Here is a 15,956-nt window from a genome sequence, read left to right as displayed (position 1 = left end):
ATGATGAACAGTAAAATTTTAGAAGTTTTAGAATATGAAAAAGTGAAAAATGCGGTTAAACAGTTCATTGCAACCGAAAACGGGGCCAAGGAGCTTCGCCAGTTAGTTCCAATGACGGATTCCGCCAAAGTGCAAAACGCCCTTAAAGAAACTCTAGACGCGGTTAACATTTACCGGGTAAAAAGTGGGATTCCCATTCCGCGTTTAGAAGATATTGACGAACCATTACAACGTTTAAAAATTGATGCTACCCTCAACGGTCGCGAAATTGCGCAAATTGGGCGAGTGTTGCGAGCAACCCGGGAAGTAATTAATTTCTTTGCGGATTTACCAGATACGGAAGTAACGGTGGAAACCTTGAACGGCGTGGTGAATCAGTTAGAAACGATTCCAGAAATTGAAGAACGGTTAAATAGTTCAATCGAAGGAAATGGACATTTATTAAACTCCGCATCAAGTGAGTTGCGCCGGATTCGGGCCGCAATTACGCGGGTGGAAGGCGAAATTCGGCAGCGAATGGAAAAGTTTACCCGGGGAAGTCAAGCAAAGTACCTAAGTGAACCCATTGTCACGATTCGAAGCGAGCGGTACGTAATTCCGGTTCGAGCCGATTCCCGGTCCCGTTTTGGCGGGGTGGTGCATGACCAAAGTTCTTCGGGGCAAACCCTCTATGTGGAACCCGAAGCGGTGGTTGATTTAAATAATCAGCTTCGGCAAGAACAGGTTGCTGAGGTACACGAAGAGCAGCGAATTTTGCAAGAACTCAGTGCGTTGATTGCTCCATACGCGGACACGTTAAAAGATAATAGCAAGGTGCTTGGTCACCTTGACTTGCTTAACGCTAAGGCGCAATACGCGCATAAGTTAAAGGCTACGGAGCCACAGATTTCAACGAATAACCGGATTAATTTGCGACAGGCCCGACACCCCTTAATCGATCCGAAAAAGGTGGTTCCTAACGACATCAGACTGGGTGGGGAGTACTCCACCTTAGTAATTACCGGACCAAATACTGGTGGGAAGACCATCACTTTAAAAACCGTGGGCTTGCTCCAACTAATGGCCCAATCGGGAATGTTTATTCCAGCCAACGAGAATAGTACGGTGCGAGTTTTTGAAGAGATTTTTGCTGACATTGGTGACGAACAATCCATCGAACAGAATTTAAGTACCTTTTCGTCGCACATGGATAACACCATTCATATTTTAGAGCACCTTAACGAACGTTCGTTAGCGCTTTTCGACGAATTAGGGGCAGGAACCGATCCTAAAGAAGGAGCGGCTTTAGCAATCGCGATTTTAGACCGGGTACGTCAAAGGGGGGCGGTTTCGATTACCACCACCCATTATCCAGAACTGAAAACGTATGGGTACGAACGCTCAGGAACGATTAACGCCAGCATGGAATTTGACGTAGACACGTTGCAACCCACATACAAGCTATTGCTGGGAATTCCTGGACAGAGTAATGCTTTTGAAATCTCACGGCGCTTAGGCTTAGACGAGGACATCATTACTCAAGCACGAGGGTTGGTAGACCAAGATAGTCAAGATTTGAATAACATGATTAAGGATTTAACTACCCGGCAAAAACGGGCCCAGAAGTTAAATGAGCAGGTTCAAACCTTGTTGTCACAAACTGAAGAGTATAACGATACCCTGGTTAAGGGAGTGGAACGGCTTAGTCAACAAAGGGACCGTTTGTTAGAAAGTGCCAAAGAATCAGCTAACCAGATCGTTAACGATAGCCGTAGCGAGGCCGACCAGATTATTAAACGGTTGCGGCGTCTAGAAAAATCAGCGGGAAACTTCAAAGAAAACGATTTGATTGAAGCTAAGAGTAAGCTGAACGCCTTGCACCAAGATACTAACTTGAAGCGCAACAAGGTGCTCCGTAAGGCTAAAGAAGCACAGAAACTCCACGTTAACGATGAAGTGATTGTGTTAACCTACGGACAACGTGGTGAGCTATTACGGCAAGTGGACGCTCACCATTGGGAAGTCCAAATGGGAATTTTGAAAATGAAGGTAGCTACCGACGAGTTAGAAAAGGTTAAACCAGAACGGACCACTAAACCAGCCAGCCACAACGTAGTTCACCGGACCAAATCTGCTGGGGTGAAAACTAGCTTAGATCTTCGCGGAAAACGCTATGAAGAGGCGCTTACCGAAACTGACCGGTACATTGACGCGGCACTGTTGGCCGGTTATGACGAAGTCACCATTATCCATGGTAAGGGAACTGGAGCGTTACGAAGCGGCATTACAAAGTATTTAAAACAAAATCGGCGAATTAAAAGTTTTGAGTATGCCCCGGCTAATGCGGGAGGTAATGGCGCTACCATCGTGCATTTACGATGATTCTTATTATTCGTAAGCAAAATAATTCAATTTTTGGTTGAAAACTGCTATAGTTACTATATCAACATGGTTACTTTTTGAGAAAGAAGGTTAAAAATATGGTTGAAGCAATTACGGACGCAAATTTTGAAGAAAAAACTGGTACTGGCGTAACGTTGACCGATTTTTGGGCGACTTGGTGCGGTCCATGTCGGATGCAGTCCCCGGTAGTGGAACAATTAGCCGACGAAATGGGCGACCAAGTTAACTTTACGAAGATGGATGTTGACCAAAATCCGGAAACTGCCCGGAAATTTGGGATTATGAGCATCCCCACGCTAATGGTAAAGAAGGATGGCGCGGTAGTTGATACCATCGTGGGTTACCATTCTAAAGAACAGTTAGCAAAGATTTTAAATCAATACCTATAATCAGGTGAATGATTAAGGGGCTGTGATAAAAGTCTCTAAACAAAAAAACGGTTCATGGGGTGAAGCTTCCTCATGAATCGTTTTTTTGGTTAATGTTCGCAAACTATCCGACTTTTGTCGCACTCTCTTTTTAGTTAAATGGGCTTATTAAGATGACTGGCCCCGATTATTAAGTTAATCAGATCTACTAATAATTAGGGTGGTTTAGCAAATAATTGTGTTGTTTTTCACTTTAATAAATTAACAATGCCAACGCCAGTTGCTTACTAGCTTCGAACGGTTAAATCCTTGAATTAATGCGAGTTAACGTCCCTTGACGAGCATTAGTAAACGCTGATATTCAACATACTAAATTTAAAAAATTGCCAGTAACTCTTTTACTTTGTGCAGAAATGAACTACAATATAGGCGTAGAATGTAAACGCTTCCATCGATTGTTTAAAATTGTTTGATTAAAGTTAAGTGTCTGTTGATGAGGAGGTAATTTTATGAGTAGCCGTGAAAATGCAAATGTATTGTGGTTTGACGAATTGCATCGCGAAGATGTAAACCTGGTTGGTGGTAAATCATCATCATTAGGGGAAATGACGTCGGCGATGGACGTTCCAGTGCCGTTTGGTTTTGCAACTACTGCGCGGGCGTACCGGTACTTTATGGAGCAGACGGGTTTAAATGATCAAGTTAACGAGTTGCTAGAAAGTATTCAGGATTACGAAAATTCTGAAGAATTGCATTCAGTATGCGAACAAATTCGGAATTTAATTGTTAACGCCACCATGCCCGCAGATTTGGCAAAGGACATTGAGCAAGCGTACGCGGATTTGGCCAAAAAAGTTGACCAAGATGCCCCCTTCGTTGCGATTCGTTCTTCCGCAACGGCCGAAGATTTACCTAATGCGTCATTTGCTGGCCAGCAAGAAACTTACTTAAATATTAAGGGGGGTGCCGACGTTGTTAACCGGGTTCAACTTTGTTATTCTTCGCTCTTTACCGACCGGGCAACCTACTACCGGCATAAACAGCATTTTCCACACGAAAAAGTTGCCCTTTCAGCAGCAGTTCAAATGATGGTCTTTTCTAAAGCTTCGGGGATTATGTTCTCGGTTAACGTCGCTGATGGAGACGACTCTAAAATTGTGATCGATGCGATTTATGGGCTTGGCGAATACGTTGTTTTAGGGAAAGTAACTCCGGATCATTTTGTAATTGACAAAGAAACGATGAAAATTGTTGAAAAGAACATTATTAAGCAACCAATTCAGCTAGTCCGAGTTGCCGATGGGGGAACGGTGGAAGAAAAGGTTCCCGAAGAACTTCAGGGGCAACCAGTTTTGTCAGATAGCCAAGTAATTGAGTTGGCGGGTTATGCGAAGGCAATTGAAGAGCATTACGGCTGCTACATGGATATGGAATTTGCTTTGGATGCCAATACCGACCGCTTATGGATTGTGCAAGCACGGCCTGAAACAGTTTGGTCCCAACGGAAGGCGGCGGATCACGCGGATGAAGAAGATGTCGACGTGGTCAAGGAAGCAGATGCTGAGGTTGCAGTTCGAGGCCTTCCAGCTAGCCCGGGATTAGCAAGCGGCGTAGTGCACGTCATTGACAATCCCAAAGATATTGACCAATTTAAACAAGGCGAAGTTTTGGTAACGGTGATGACCTCCCCGGACTGGGTTCCAGCGATGAAGAAGGCGACAGCGATTATTACTAACGATGGTGGGATGACCTGTCATGCAGCAATTGTTTCTCGGGAAATGCAGATTCCATGTATCGTAGGAACTAAGAGTAAAAATCTGGCTGCCACCGACGCCCTTAAGACGGGAGACGTGGTTACGATCGATGCTAAAAATGGGGTGGTATACCATGGCAAAGTCGCCAGCATGTTAAAGAAAGCCGCATCCGCACAACAGGAGGGCAACCAAATGGTAGCGGCTGAGACCTTTGCACCAACCGCTACCCGAGTAATGATGAACCTTGGTGATCCTGAGTTAGTTGAAAAGTACTCTAGCTTACCGGCTGACGGGATTGGTTTAATGCGTGAAGAATTTCTCTGGACCACTTATATTCACGAGCATCCGTTATACCTAATCGAGCAAGGCCACCCCGAAAAGGTGGTTAACATGCTCGCAGAAGGGATCGCTAAAGTAACCCGGACAATGGCACCTCGGCCAGTAGTACTCCGGTTATCCGATTTCAAGTCTAGCGAATATCGGAAACTAAAGGGCGGCGATAAATACGAACCGCACGAACCCGCAGACTTGTTGGGGTGGCGGGGAGCTTCCCGGTACTACGATCCGAAATACGTTGACGCCTTCAAGCTTGAACTAGCGGCAATCAAGAAGGTTCGTAATGAATTTGGGTTAAAGAATTTGAACGTGATGATTCCATTTGTTCGGACGGTTGACGAAGCGCAGAAGGTCACCGAAATTATGCAAAACGAAGGGTTAGTAAGGAGTGCAGACTTTAAAGTTTACATGATGGCAGAAATTCCATCCAACATTATTTTAGCTGACCAGTTTAACCAGTTCATAGATGGATACTCAATTGGTTCAAACGATTTAGCAATGTTGATTTTAGGATGTGACCGGAACAACGACACGGTTGCACGGCTCTTTGACGAGCGGAATTTAGCAGTTAAACGTGCAATCCATCACCTGATTGAGGCTGCCCATAAGGATGGTAAGACGGTTTCAATTTGTGGGCAAGCACCATCGGAATTCCCAGAGTTCACCAACTTCTTAATTCAAAGCGGAATCGATTACGTTTCGGTTAACCCCGATATGGTTAAAGAAACTAAACGAAACGTGGCCCACTTTGAACAACGGATTATGTTAGATAAAGCAACTGGTCGGGGAATTCAAGACCCTACCGATTACGATTGGTAGAAAAAGGGTAAATTAAATAATATTAATAAACGTACACTAAAAAACAGTTTATTTTCCTTAACCTCAAAGCGATCATTATGCCAAAATTAGGCGTAATGGTCGTTTTTAGTAATCCTTACAACCTATCCGACTTTTATCTCATACGCTATTTTGATGCTTTTTTAGTTTCTTACGGAGCGTTTTTTTCTTTTTTATCAAAAATTTAGTATTATAGACAATGTGTAATTGATTTGTCTGGGGGTAAAGAACATGGATAATCGTCCAATTGGATTTATGGATTCCGGAGTCGGCGGATTAACCGTGGTAAAGGCGGCTAAGGAACTAATGCCTAACGAAGCAGTCGTTTTTATTGGGGATGAAGCTCGGGTACCGTACGGGCCACGTCCCACGGCGGAAGTAATCAAGTTTTCGCAACAAATGGCGGATTTCTTGGTCAAAAAGGATGTTAAAGCGTTGGTAATTGCGTGCAATACGGCTACGAACGCGGCTTTTCAGATTTTAAGTACAACGTTACCAATTCCAGTGATTGGAGTTATCCAACCGGGAGCGCAAGCCGCAGTGGCAACTACACGTAACAATCGGATAGGAGTAATTGCGACTGAGGGAACCATTAAATCACAAGCGTATTCAACAGCGTTAGCAGCTTTAGCACCACAAACAGAGGTTTTCCCGGTTGCTTGCCAATCATTTGTGGAATTGGCGGAACATAACCAGTTGACGACACCCGAAGCTTTGCAGGTGATTGATCAACAACTTGTCGGATTAAAGAACCAGGGGATTGATACATTGGTCCTAGGATGCACCCATTTTCCACTTTTAGCGAAGGGAATTCAAACAGCGGTAGGCGACCAGGTTAAACTAGTTGATCCAGGTGTAGCAGCGGTTCAGCAATTAAAGGACGTCCTTGAACGACAAGGTCTTCTACGAGAAGCCACTAGTACACCTGATGAACAGTATTTTGCTACGGCAAATATTGCAAGTTTTCGAACTATTGCTCAAAGCTTCCTCGCTCCGGATATACAAGTAAATTTAGCAAAAATTGATTAGGAGATTAAAATGAGTAATCAAATTTTAATAGCGACCAAAAATGAAGGTAAATTAAAAGAATTTAAACAGATTTTTACTGCGAAGGGAATTGAAGTTCTGTCGTTAAAGGATGTTGATGAAGATGTTGACGTTCAAGAAAATGGTTTAACATTTGAAGAAAATGCGCGTCTTAAGGCAGATAGTTATGCTAAAACTATTGGAATACCGGTCCTCGCAGATGATTCTGGGTTAGAAATCGATGCACTTAACGGCCGCCCCGGAATTTTCTCAGCACGGTATGCTGGGGACCATAACGATGCTGCTAATAACGCCAAAGTGCTTACTGAATTGGGTGGGGTTCCTGACGAAAAGCGGACCGCAACCTTCCACACCACCGTGGTGGTTCGGAAACCGGATGGCACCGAATTAGTGGCTAACGGGAACCTCCGTGGTCGGATTCTGAGCGTTCCACGCGGGGACAACGGCTTTGGCTACGACCCGCTTTTTTACGTTGAAGAAAAGCAAAAGACGTTGGCTCAAATGACCCGGGAAGAAAAAAATCAAATTAGTCACCGGGCGTTAGCCATCCAAGATTTATTAACTAAGTTTGATAAATTCTGGTAATTTAAAAAGCAATCTCTAAGGGCTTCCTTAAAGATTGCTTTTTTTGGTAATAAATATCAACGTACATTTTACTGTTGAAAATTGGTGATGAAGAAGTACTTAGTTTTCTGAAGGGAAATTTCCGTTCACATAATCAATGAAAAAGTAGCGTTAGTTTTCCACTTCAATTTGAGCTTCCCGTAGAATTTTCAAGGTCCGGTCAAGAATCATCGTTTGCATCGCTGCTTGATAGCCGGGTGCCACCTTCGTGGAGATTTGGACTCCGAGGTAACCATGGCTTTTTTCGGCAACCGGAGCTTGGATAACGATTCCCGCCTTCAGTTTGGTGGTGTGGTGTTTAGCTTTGGGTAGTTGATCTTGTAGCAAGTCCTTGGCTTCATCAATCCTAAACGGATCTTTGATCCGCAAGAAAATGGTAATATTCTGGTTTTCTTGCGAATGGTTAGAAATGGTTGTAATGCTCCGGTTCGGCAAATAATGCAAAGTGCCGTCTAAGGCTCGCAGTTCAATGGTCCGTAACCCGATGGAGACCACCGTTCCATCAATGCTTTGGATGGTTACGCTGTCGCCTACCCGTAATTGGCCCTCAATCAAGATGGTCAAGCCGTTAATTACGTCAGAAACCAGCCCTTGAGTTCCTAAACCAATTGCCACACTAAGAATTCCAGCTCCAGCAACCAGTGTACCAACGGGGACCCCCAGGTTGGAAAGAATCGTGTAAACGTAGAAAAACATTACGGAATATTTGAAAATGTTTCTTACTACTACGAAAATGGTCTGAGAACGAGCAGATTGCTTTTCAGGGGCTTGATAGGGACCGAAACTTTTGTTAATTAAGTGTTTACCAATCCGGTTAATCACCCAAAAAATAATACTGATGAGAATTATTTGTAAAAAATGTTTAAGAAAATTAGCGCCAATTTGACTCCAATCAATCCGCGATAATTCTCTTTGGAGCGGCTGAAAAGCAGCGCCGATAAGTAAGGTTTGGGGCATGTTAAAAATCCTTTCTGGTTCGGTTAAGTAAGTTTATTTTACCAGAGATTAAGGGTGTTTTCATTGCACATCATGGGCCACAATGCTATTCTGGAGACATAAACTAACGGGAGGGGATATTGCATGACAGGAGGCGGAATTGCAGCCATCATCGCGGCGATCGCGTTGTTGATTTTGGTATTGTTTATCGGCTTAGTGCTGGTGAATGCTTCAAAGACCTTGGCAGAAATAAATCGTAGTTTAGCAATCATTACTAGAGATGTGGATTTGATTTCACATGAAGCAGAAGGCATTATGGCTAATGCAAACGAGTTGCTGGAAGACGTTAACGGTAAGGTCGCAACGATTGACCCACTTTTCCAAGCGGTTGCGGATTTGAGCGAGAGTACCTCGGACTTAAACCAAGCTACCCGGCGACTTGCTGGTAAAGTCAACCGTACCGCAAAAACTAAAAAAACAGGAAAGGTTGCCACAGCTATGAACGTTGGCAAAGGCGCGGTTAATTTATACAAAAATCGGCAAAAAAACAAGCAGGAGGTTAAATAAATGTCAAAAAGTAGTTTCTTATTAGGTGTAATCGTAGGTGGAGCAGCGGCTACGGCAGCAGCAATTAAATTAACGGACACGACTCCGACAGAATTAAAGGAAGCCGCTATGAAAAAAGTTGACGGCTTTATGGAAGCTAACGACTTTGATATGGCGAGCCTAAAAGAACAGGCAGCAGCTTCGGTAGACGAACTTAAGCAACGGGGAATGGACTTAGCTAACCGTGCTAACGAAAAGTTCAATGGTGATGATGAAATTGCTGAAGAAGAGGACGTAATCCTCGACAAAATGGCAACGGCACCTTATGAAAAGCCAACTGAGGTTTTCATGCCCCATAAACTAGAAGATTAATTGTTTACGTAACATAGTAGTAAAAAAGTGGGAACTAGAAATTATGAAACAGATTTCTAGTTCCCACTTTTAGTCTAAGCTGGGTAAATATTCAAATTTTATAGGTATTTTAGTTCTTTAGAAGTATGGGTAAATGGTTCACAGCCATCCTTGGTAATGTGAACACAGTCTTCAATTCGAACTCCGGCAAATCCGGGGATGTAAATTCCAGGTTCGATGGAGAAGCACATGCCTTCTTCAAGGACTAAATCATTTCCTTCCATGATTGAAGGAAATTCATGCTCGCCCATGCCCATTCCATGGCCTAAACGGTGAATAAAGTATTCGCCGTAGCCAGCTTTATCAATAATGTCACGAGCTACTTTATCCAAACTAGCAGCTGTAATTCCTGGCTTAGCGTAGTCTTGCGCCGTTAATTGCGCTTCAAGACATACCTTGTAAATGTCAGCCTGTTTATCGCTTAGTTGTCCTAAGGCAACCGTCCGTGAAGCGTCACTGATGTAACCATCATGTACGGTTCCAAGGTCGAAAAGAATTAATTCGTTATTTTCAATCTTGTTCATGGCAGTTGCTCCATGAGGTTCGGCAGCGTGGGCACCCGCCTGGATAAGGGTGTCGAAACTCATTTCCATTACGCCGCGTTTTTTAAGGGCGTATTCTAGTTCAGCAGCCACTTCAGCTTCAGTTTTACCCGCAGCAACGGCATCAAAACCAACTTGGAAAGCAAAGTCAGCTTCAGCACCGGCAGCCTTTAGCTTTTCAATTTCATCCGCAGTTTTCACCATTCGTAATTTTTCAAAAACGGGGGTGAGATTTGCTTCAAATTTAGCATTTGGAAACTCAGAACGTAAAACTTCGTACCGATCTACGGTGAGATTGTCTTCTTCAATGCCCCAGTGGACCGGGTTGGCGTTACGTTCACGGATGTAGTTTGCAATTAAATGGAAGGGTTGTTCATGGTCGAGGTAGCCATAAACGGGGAACTTCCAGCCGGTGTCTTTAATTGCTTCAACTTCCAAAGCGGGAGCAAATAAGAATGGATCTTGGTCAGGGAAAACAAATAACGCGAGAACCCGTTCAATCGGATCACTCCCAAAACCTGTCAAATACTTGATACTTTCAAAATTACTGATGTAAGCAACGTCCAATCGGTGATCAGCAACCCACTTTTGGACTTTTTCTAGTTGTGACATTTGATCGCTTCTTTCTTTACTTAAGGTACTTCGATTATATCACACAAAAAAATTGGGCTACAGACGAAAAAAAGCTTGCAAGAAGGTACAAAATTTGATAACGTATTCATGGCGTTGAAAACAGTATGAAAACAAATCAAATCAATATGGAGAGGAAATTATCATGTCAAAACAAACTATTACAATTTACGACGTTGCTCGTGAAGCCGGCGTTTCCATGGCAACCGTTTCTCGGGTAGTTAACGGAAACCCTAACGTTAAGCCCGACACCCGTAAGAAGGTTAACGAAGTAATCGAACGCTTAGATTACCATCCTAATGCGGTTGCGCGCGGATTAGCAAGTAAGAAATCAACCACTATCGGGGTTATCTTACCTGACATCACCGAAATGTTCTTTGCTGCATTAGCACGGGGGATTGACGATATTGCTTCAATGTACAAGTACAATATCATTTTGGAAAATTCTGATGAAGATGTCGATAAAAAGGTGGAAGTACTTGAAAACTTGCTTGCAAAGCAAGTTGACGGTGTTATTTACATGGGGAACGCAATCGACGATCGGTTACGGGAAGCGTTGAAGTCAGCACGGACTCCCGTGGTTTTTGCGGGTTCCGTTGATGACAAGCATGCGTTACCGTCCGTTAGCATCGACAACGAAGCGGCCGTTTACGAATCAGTTCGAAAACTAATTGAAAATAAAAACAAGAAGGTTGCTTTTGTTTCTGGCCCACTTTCACAACCGGTAAACGGAAAGTTCCGGATCGAAGGATACAAGCGTGCTTTAGCTGAATCAAACATTGATTTTGATGAAAGCCTCGTATTTGAAACTACTAACGCTTACGAAGACGGAATTAAGTTAGCTTCGCAAATTGCTTCAAGCGATATCACGGCTGCTTTCGTTGCTAACGACCGTTTAGCAGTGGGACTTTTAAATGGGTTACAAGACCTTAACGTAAAAGTACCTGAAGAGTTTGAAATCATGACCAGCAACAATACTAACTTAACTAAGATGGTGCGCCCGCAAATTAGTTCAATTGGCCACCCAATGTACGACACTGGGGCGGTAGCAATGCGGCTATTGACTAAGTTAATGAACAAAGAAGAAGTTGAAGAACGGAACATTACTTTGCCATTTGACATGGTGTTCAGACAATCAACTAAATAAGCTAAAAACGAGCGGGTACAGAAAGTCGGGGAGTTTGGGAAAGTTAACGGAAATTTAGCGTTACGCTAGGTTCGGGTTAGCAGAATAAACCAGCTTTTACCCCTAATAAAGCAAATCAAAATGCTTTTCAAGAATATTTAATCCTTGAAAAGCATTTTTTATTTTAATTAAACCAAAAAAGGTGAAGATTGTTTTTCATTACGAAAATAACAATCTTCACCTTTTTAATATTATACGGACTATTTATGTATAAGTCTTTTATAAGAAAATCCCTTTGTACAACGCTACGGCACAGATTCCCGCTAAAATAGGGGCAATTACTGGAATTGGTGCGTAGTTCCATTGAGAAGAACCCTTATGTTTAATTGGTAAAATAGCGTGGACTAACCGTGGACCTAAATCCCGTGCAGGGTTTAACGCTGGACCAGTTGCACCACCAAGTGAAGCAACCAAAGTTCCTACAAGGAAACCGAGGGCGATAAATACCGAGCTCATGTTTTCCTTGAAATATGGGGCATGCGTAAAGGCAGTTGCACCGAAGAAGAGGATGAACGAACCAACAAACTCGTTAACAAAGCCGTTCCATAAGCTATCACTTGCGTCAATGGTACCAAAAGTTCCTAAAATTGATTCTGGGTCAGTGGTTTGATCGTAATGTGGTAAGTAAGCCCAGTAAACAACTAGTTGACCAATAATCGCACCCAGCATTTGAGCAATTATAAATGGGATAACTTGTGACCAGCTAAACATTCCGGAGACGGCTAACCCAATTGTAAAGGCGGGGTTGATTTGGGCTCCTGACACGGTTCCAAACATTAATGCCGGAACCATGACTCCACAACCGTAACCAACGGCGATTACAAGCCAGTCACTACCGTTTCCCTTAGTTCCTTTAAGTTCCACGTTGGCAACCGAACCATTTCCTAAAATGACTAAAATAGCTGTACCCAAGAATTCAGCAGCTAATTTAGCAAAAAAACTATATTCCATCATCTAACTCCCTTAAAAAGTATTTTAATGAGACACACTGTTTAAAAGTATATCTTATCTAAAAGGGGATATGCAATACCAATTTTGCAAGCTTTCGGGAGAGTTTTCAAAAATAAAAATAAATTACATCTGCTTTCATTGAAGAAAAAACAGGCGAAATGATAAACTAAGAAGTGGATGAAGCTGTTAACCAATGCAAAGCGTTGAAAACGCACGTTTAATTACGATTGAGAAGGGGAAGTGGTTAAAATTCAAGAAACCAGGATGAGCAGGCAAAGTCATTTAGCAGAAAAGAAAGTTGATCAAACGGAGGTGCCCGTTCGACCGCCACGCCTTGTGGTAGCAAGGGTGTTAATGATTTTATTTGGGTTATTCTTCTTTGGCGCAGTTTCGGCTAAACAGACCGTGTTTAATGCAAATTACGTCCAGCAGCAAATTGAAAAGTCTAGTGCTGCCGAAGTAATTAATCAACAGTTGGATACCCAGTTACAGCAAGCGGGGATTAACCAAAGCAACCTAATTCCAGATGATCTAGTTAACGATGAGTTAAAAACGATGGTTCAGCAATTTTACGATGGGCAGCAAGTGCACATTGATGAAAATATCATTACTAACGCAATCAACCAAAGCACCCAAGCTACGGGGGATTTCCAACAAACGGTTAACGCAATGGTAGTTAGCAAAGTAGTGGCTGTTTTTAATAGTCAGCTAGATACACAGAAACTTTCTCGATACGCCGGCCAGGTGCAAAAATTATCGCGGATTGACCAAACCGTAATTTGGGTTAGTGGCGTGGGGCTAGTTTTGACATTGGCATATGCGTTGCTACGTAAACGACTGCTCAGTACCATTAGTTCTACCTTGCTAGTAGTCGGCGGATTTGTAGCCATCATTTGCGGAATTGGATACGTAAGCAACGTATTGAGTAATTTACCGATTCAGTACCCAGTGGTTAAGCAAATCGTGCAGACTGCTGGACAAGATTTATTGGTACGAGAATTTACGATCGCGCTAGGGCTATTCTTGGTAGGAGTGGTTTTAGCAGTATTTGGTAAGGGATTTACTACGATTCGCAAAGGGTTGAAGCGACGGTAGGAGAGAAAAACGAGGCCAGAGTTGGCAAGCTTGCGAGCATTAATTAAAAATCGACTATTATGCCTGAAGTGGGCATAATAGTCGATTTTTGTTTAGTCGGATTTATTGCTATTCGGCGAGCGTGTCGGCACAATTTAACTCAACGGCAACGCCATTTTTCTGTAAAGTCTGCACGTGCATTTCCCCCCACGAACATAACTGGTCTAACAGAGTGGACAAAGTCTGTCCATAGTCGCTAAGGGAATACTCTACCTTGGGAGGAATTACGTTGTAAGTTTTCCGGTTGACGATGTGGTCACGTTCTAGTTCGCGTAATTCTTGAGTGAGCATTTTTTGGCTGATGCCAGAAATTTGCCGACGCAATTCGCTTGGGCGTTGTTTCCCGTGGCGGAGGTTGCACAGGATAATTGGCTTCCATTTTCCGCCAATCACGTCCATCGTTGCTTCAACCCCGATATTGTATATTTTTTTCTCCATTAGTTGCACCCCTGTAGTTATTAAAAGTAACTTTTAGGTAAGTATAGCACAATAAAGTCGGTACTAGATTAAATGAAACTTTGTTTCTATAATTGCTTTACTAATTTAATTAAGGAGCATTGTTAATATGATTAAATCTTTAGACGATCGCGTAACTTTAAACAACGGCACGACCATGCCAGGTTTGGGGATGGGAGTGTTTCAGATTCCTAATGAGCAAACTGCGCAAGTTGTTGCCGAAGGAATCAAAGCGGGGTACCGTTTGATTGACACCGCCCAAGTATACGGCAATGAAGCGGGGACCGGAGCCGGGATTAAAGCCGGTTTGGCGGCAACCGGGCTAAAGCGAGAAGACTTATTCATCACTTCTAAGGTGTGGAATGACCACCTTTCTTATGATGAAACGCTCCGGGCTTTTCAAGATAGCTTGGCTAAATTGGACTTGGATTATCTTGATTTGTATTTAATTCACTGGCCGGGTCAAGACGCTTTCCGGGATTCTTGGAAGGCGTTAGAAAAACTTTATCACGACGGTAAAATCAAGGCGATTGGGGTAAGTAATTTCCAAATCAGCCATTTAAAAGAGCTGGCTGAATTTGCGGAAGTCATGCCGGTGGTTAACCAAGTGGAGACCCACCCTAAGCTAAGCCAAACGGAGTTGATCGAATTTGCGACCACCCACAACTTGAAAATTCAAGCTTGGTCGCCGTTAATGCAGGGAAAAATTTTGGATAATCCTGTTTTGACCGAAATTGCGCAAAACCACCAAAAGAGCGTTGCTCAAATTATTTTACGTTGGGACATCCAACGGGACGTTTTGTTGGTAGTTAAATCGGTCAAGCCCGCCCGTATTAAGAGTAACGCGGAAGTCTTTGACTTTGAACTAACCGCCGCCGAGATGGCTAAAATTAATGAGCTAAATGAAAATTTACGGGTTGGTCCCGACCCGGACACGTTTAATTTTTAATTTGGAAAGCGAGGATAATTAAATGGAACTACATTTAGATGGTAAATTAGCGTTAATAACTGATTCAACTAAGGGAATTGGAAAAGCAATTGCGATGGAAATGGCCCGGGAGGGGACTAACGTAATTATTAATGGTCGTCGAGCTGCTGACGTACAGAAGGTAGTCGATGAAATTAAAACACAGTTTCCTAAAACTCATCCGCAGGGAGCGCCTTTCGATATTACTGATGATAAAATTCGGCAAGTGTTGTTTGAAAAATTTCCCGAAGTCGATATTTTAGTGAATAACATGGGGATTTTTGGCACCATGAAGTATTGGGATATTGATGATGAGACCTGGGAACGTTATTTCCGGACCAACGTTTTGGCTGGCAATGCACTAGCTAAATTTTACATGCCCCACATGCTAAAACAAGACTTTGGTCGGGTAATTTTTATTGCTAGCGAAGAAGCCGTTATGCCTTCGGGAGAAATGCCCCAGTATAGCATGACGAAGACCATGAACTTATCTTTGGCAAAGAGCCTATCGAACCTGACCGTGGGTACTCACGTAACGGTAAATACGGTGATGCCAGGTTCAACCCTTACGGAAGGTGTTCAAAAGATGCTTACCGAAATGTATCAGGGTAGCGGAATTCCTGAAGAACAATGGGAAGCAGACTTCATGAAGAACCACCGCTCTAGATCACAAATTCAGCGTCTTATTCGTCCTGCAGAAATTGGACGGTTCGTAACCTTTGTGGCAAGTCCGGATTCGTCATCATTTTCTGGAGAAGCTTTGAGAATTGACGGCGGACTAGTACCGACTATTTTTTAAATTAAAAATGGCCTTGCAACATCCTAGTCGGGTGTTACAGGGCCTTTTTA

At 43.1% G+C, this 15,956-nt stretch carries 15 protein-coding genes; 11 read left to right on the top strand and 4 right to left on the bottom strand.

Annotation, left to right across the window (positions count from 1 at the left end; translation table 11 throughout):
- The first annotated feature begins 3 nt into the window (after window positions 1-3).
- The 5 genes from NL111_RS06820 to NL111_RS06800 all read left to right on the top strand — a co-directional run bounded on the left by NL111_RS06820 (window position 4) and on the right by NL111_RS06800 (window position 7,309).
- The gene (locus tag NL111_RS06820; RefSeq protein WP_159208538.1) at window positions 4-2,361 is read left to right on the top strand and encodes an endonuclease MutS2; all 2,358 of its coding nucleotides are present in this window, start codon (window positions 4-6) and stop codon (window positions 2,359-2,361) included.
- A gap of 98 nt (window positions 2,362-2,459) precedes the next feature.
- On the top strand, window positions 2,460-2,771 hold the full coding sequence (gene trxA / locus NL111_RS06815; RefSeq protein WP_002832056.1) for a thioredoxin: 312 nt from the start codon (window positions 2,460-2,462) through the stop codon (window positions 2,769-2,771).
- A gap of 488 nt (window positions 2,772-3,259) precedes the next feature.
- Window positions 3,260-5,659: a phosphoenolpyruvate synthase gene (ppsA, locus tag NL111_RS06810; RefSeq protein WP_133279882.1), complete on the top strand. Its 2,400-nt coding sequence runs from the start codon at window positions 3,260-3,262 to the stop codon at window positions 5,657-5,659.
- A 249-nt stretch (window positions 5,660-5,908) separates the two neighbouring features.
- Entirely contained in the window at window positions 5,909-6,706 is a 798-nt protein-coding gene (murI, locus tag NL111_RS06805) for a glutamate racemase (RefSeq protein ID WP_004166014.1), read from the top strand.
- Window positions 6,707-6,715: 9 nt separating this feature from the next.
- A complete protein-coding gene (locus NL111_RS06800) occupies window positions 6,716-7,309 on the top strand; it encodes an XTP/dITP diphosphatase (protein ID WP_002832053.1) in 594 nt (197 codons plus the stop codon).
- 150 nt (window positions 7,310-7,459) lie between these two features.
- Here NL111_RS06800 and NL111_RS06795 read toward each other — a convergent pair whose 3' ends face one another.
- Window positions 7,460-8,305, bottom strand: a complete 846-nt coding sequence (locus NL111_RS06795; protein WP_004165409.1) for a mechanosensitive ion channel family protein — start codon at window positions 8,303-8,305, stop codon at window positions 7,460-7,462.
- 123 nt (window positions 8,306-8,428) lie between these two features.
- Here NL111_RS06795 and NL111_RS06790 point away from each other — a divergent pair, with 123 nt between their 5' ends.
- Window positions 8,429-8,851 carry a DUF948 domain-containing protein gene (locus tag NL111_RS06790; protein WP_159208527.1) on the top strand — a complete coding sequence of 141 codons (423 nt, stop codon included), beginning with the start codon at window positions 8,429-8,431 and terminating at the stop codon, window positions 8,849-8,851.
- A complete protein-coding gene (locus NL111_RS06785; protein ID WP_002832050.1) occupies window positions 8,852-9,202 on the top strand; it encodes a hypothetical protein in 351 nt (116 codons plus the stop codon).
- A gap of 98 nt (window positions 9,203-9,300) precedes the next feature.
- Here NL111_RS06785 and NL111_RS06780 read toward each other — a convergent pair whose 3' ends face one another.
- The gene (locus NL111_RS06780) at window positions 9,301-10,395 is read right to left on the bottom strand and encodes a M24 family metallopeptidase (protein ID WP_004165407.1); all 1,095 of its coding nucleotides are present in this window, start codon (window positions 10,393-10,395) and stop codon (window positions 9,301-9,303) included.
- A gap of 163 nt (window positions 10,396-10,558) precedes the next feature.
- On the opposite strand from NL111_RS06780, the gene ccpA reads away from it, so the two are divergent.
- Window positions 10,559-11,560: a catabolite control protein A gene (gene ccpA, locus NL111_RS06775; RefSeq protein ID WP_285110077.1), complete on the top strand. Its 1,002-nt coding sequence runs from the start codon at window positions 10,559-10,561 to the stop codon at window positions 11,558-11,560.
- 258 nt (window positions 11,561-11,818) lie between these two features.
- On the opposite strand, the gene NL111_RS06770 is transcribed toward ccpA, so the two are convergent.
- Entirely contained in the window at window positions 11,819-12,550 is a 732-nt protein-coding gene (locus NL111_RS06770) for an MIP/aquaporin family protein (protein WP_002832045.1), read from the bottom strand.
- Window positions 12,551-12,814: 264 nt separating this feature from the next.
- On the opposite strand from NL111_RS06770, the gene NL111_RS06765 reads away from it, so the two are divergent.
- Complete coding sequence (locus NL111_RS06765) at window positions 12,815-13,645, top strand: hypothetical protein (protein ID WP_226888032.1); 831 nt, start codon at window positions 12,815-12,817, stop codon at window positions 13,643-13,645.
- Between the two features lie 108 nt (window positions 13,646-13,753).
- Here the strand turns inward: NL111_RS06765 and NL111_RS06760 are convergent, their stop codons facing one another.
- On the bottom strand, window positions 13,754-14,122 hold the full coding sequence (locus NL111_RS06760; protein ID WP_002832043.1) for a winged helix-turn-helix transcriptional regulator: 369 nt from the start codon (window positions 14,120-14,122) through the stop codon (window positions 13,754-13,756).
- 127 nt (window positions 14,123-14,249) lie between these two features.
- Between NL111_RS06760 and NL111_RS06755 the strand changes: the two genes are divergently transcribed.
- Together NL111_RS06755 and NL111_RS06750 are read left to right on the top strand one after the other, a co-directional pair.
- A complete protein-coding gene (locus NL111_RS06755) occupies window positions 14,250-15,089 on the top strand; it encodes an aldo/keto reductase (protein ID WP_159208528.1) in 840 nt (279 codons plus the stop codon).
- A 22-nt stretch (window positions 15,090-15,111) separates the two neighbouring features.
- Complete coding sequence (locus tag NL111_RS06750; protein WP_285110075.1) at window positions 15,112-15,906, top strand: SDR family NAD(P)-dependent oxidoreductase; 795 nt, start codon at window positions 15,112-15,114, stop codon at window positions 15,904-15,906.
- The last annotated feature ends 50 nt before the right edge of the window (window positions 15,907-15,956 follow it).

The organism is Pediococcus sp. AC40, assembly GCF_030252485.1.
Lineage (GTDB): Bacteria > Bacillota > Bacilli > Lactobacillales > Lactobacillaceae > Pediococcus > Pediococcus acidilactici.
The sequence above is the reverse complement of the archived record's forward strand: the minus strand, read 5'-3'. Positions and strand labels throughout refer to the sequence as shown.

Coding starts and splice junctions, on each gene's coding strand:
- NL111_RS06820 (WP_159208538.1), top strand. CDS start 4: ATGAACAGTAAAATTTTAGAAGTTTTAGAATATGAAAAAGTGAAAAAT.
- trxA (WP_002832056.1), top strand. CDS start 2,460: ATGGTTGAAGCAATTACGGACGCAAATTTTGAAGAAAAAACTGGTACT.
- ppsA (WP_133279882.1), top strand. CDS start 3,260: ATGAGTAGCCGTGAAAATGCAAATGTATTGTGGTTTGACGAATTGCAT.
- murI (WP_004166014.1), top strand. CDS start 5,909: ATGGATAATCGTCCAATTGGATTTATGGATTCCGGAGTCGGCGGATTA.
- NL111_RS06800 (WP_002832053.1), top strand. CDS start 6,716: ATGAGTAATCAAATTTTAATAGCGACCAAAAATGAAGGTAAATTAAAA.
- NL111_RS06795 (WP_004165409.1), bottom strand. CDS start 8,305: ATGCCCCAAACCTTACTTATCGGCGCTGCTTTTCAGCCGCTCCAAAGA.
- NL111_RS06790 (WP_159208527.1), top strand. CDS start 8,429: ATGACAGGAGGCGGAATTGCAGCCATCATCGCGGCGATCGCGTTGTTG.
- NL111_RS06785 (WP_002832050.1), top strand. CDS start 8,852: ATGTCAAAAAGTAGTTTCTTATTAGGTGTAATCGTAGGTGGAGCAGCG.
- NL111_RS06780 (WP_004165407.1), bottom strand. CDS start 10,395: ATGTCACAACTAGAAAAAGTCCAAAAGTGGGTTGCTGATCACCGATTG.
- ccpA (WP_285110077.1), top strand. CDS start 10,559: ATGTCAAAACAAACTATTACAATTTACGACGTTGCTCGTGAAGCCGGC.
- NL111_RS06770 (WP_002832045.1), bottom strand. CDS start 12,550: ATGGAATATAGTTTTTTTGCTAAATTAGCTGCTGAATTCTTGGGTACA.
- NL111_RS06765 (WP_226888032.1), top strand. CDS start 12,815: ATGAGCAGGCAAAGTCATTTAGCAGAAAAGAAAGTTGATCAAACGGAG.
- NL111_RS06760 (WP_002832043.1), bottom strand. CDS start 14,122: ATGGAGAAAAAAATATACAATATCGGGGTTGAAGCAACGATGGACGTG.
- NL111_RS06755 (WP_159208528.1), top strand. CDS start 14,250: ATGATTAAATCTTTAGACGATCGCGTAACTTTAAACAACGGCACGACC.
- NL111_RS06750 (WP_285110075.1), top strand. CDS start 15,112: ATGGAACTACATTTAGATGGTAAATTAGCGTTAATAACTGATTCAACT.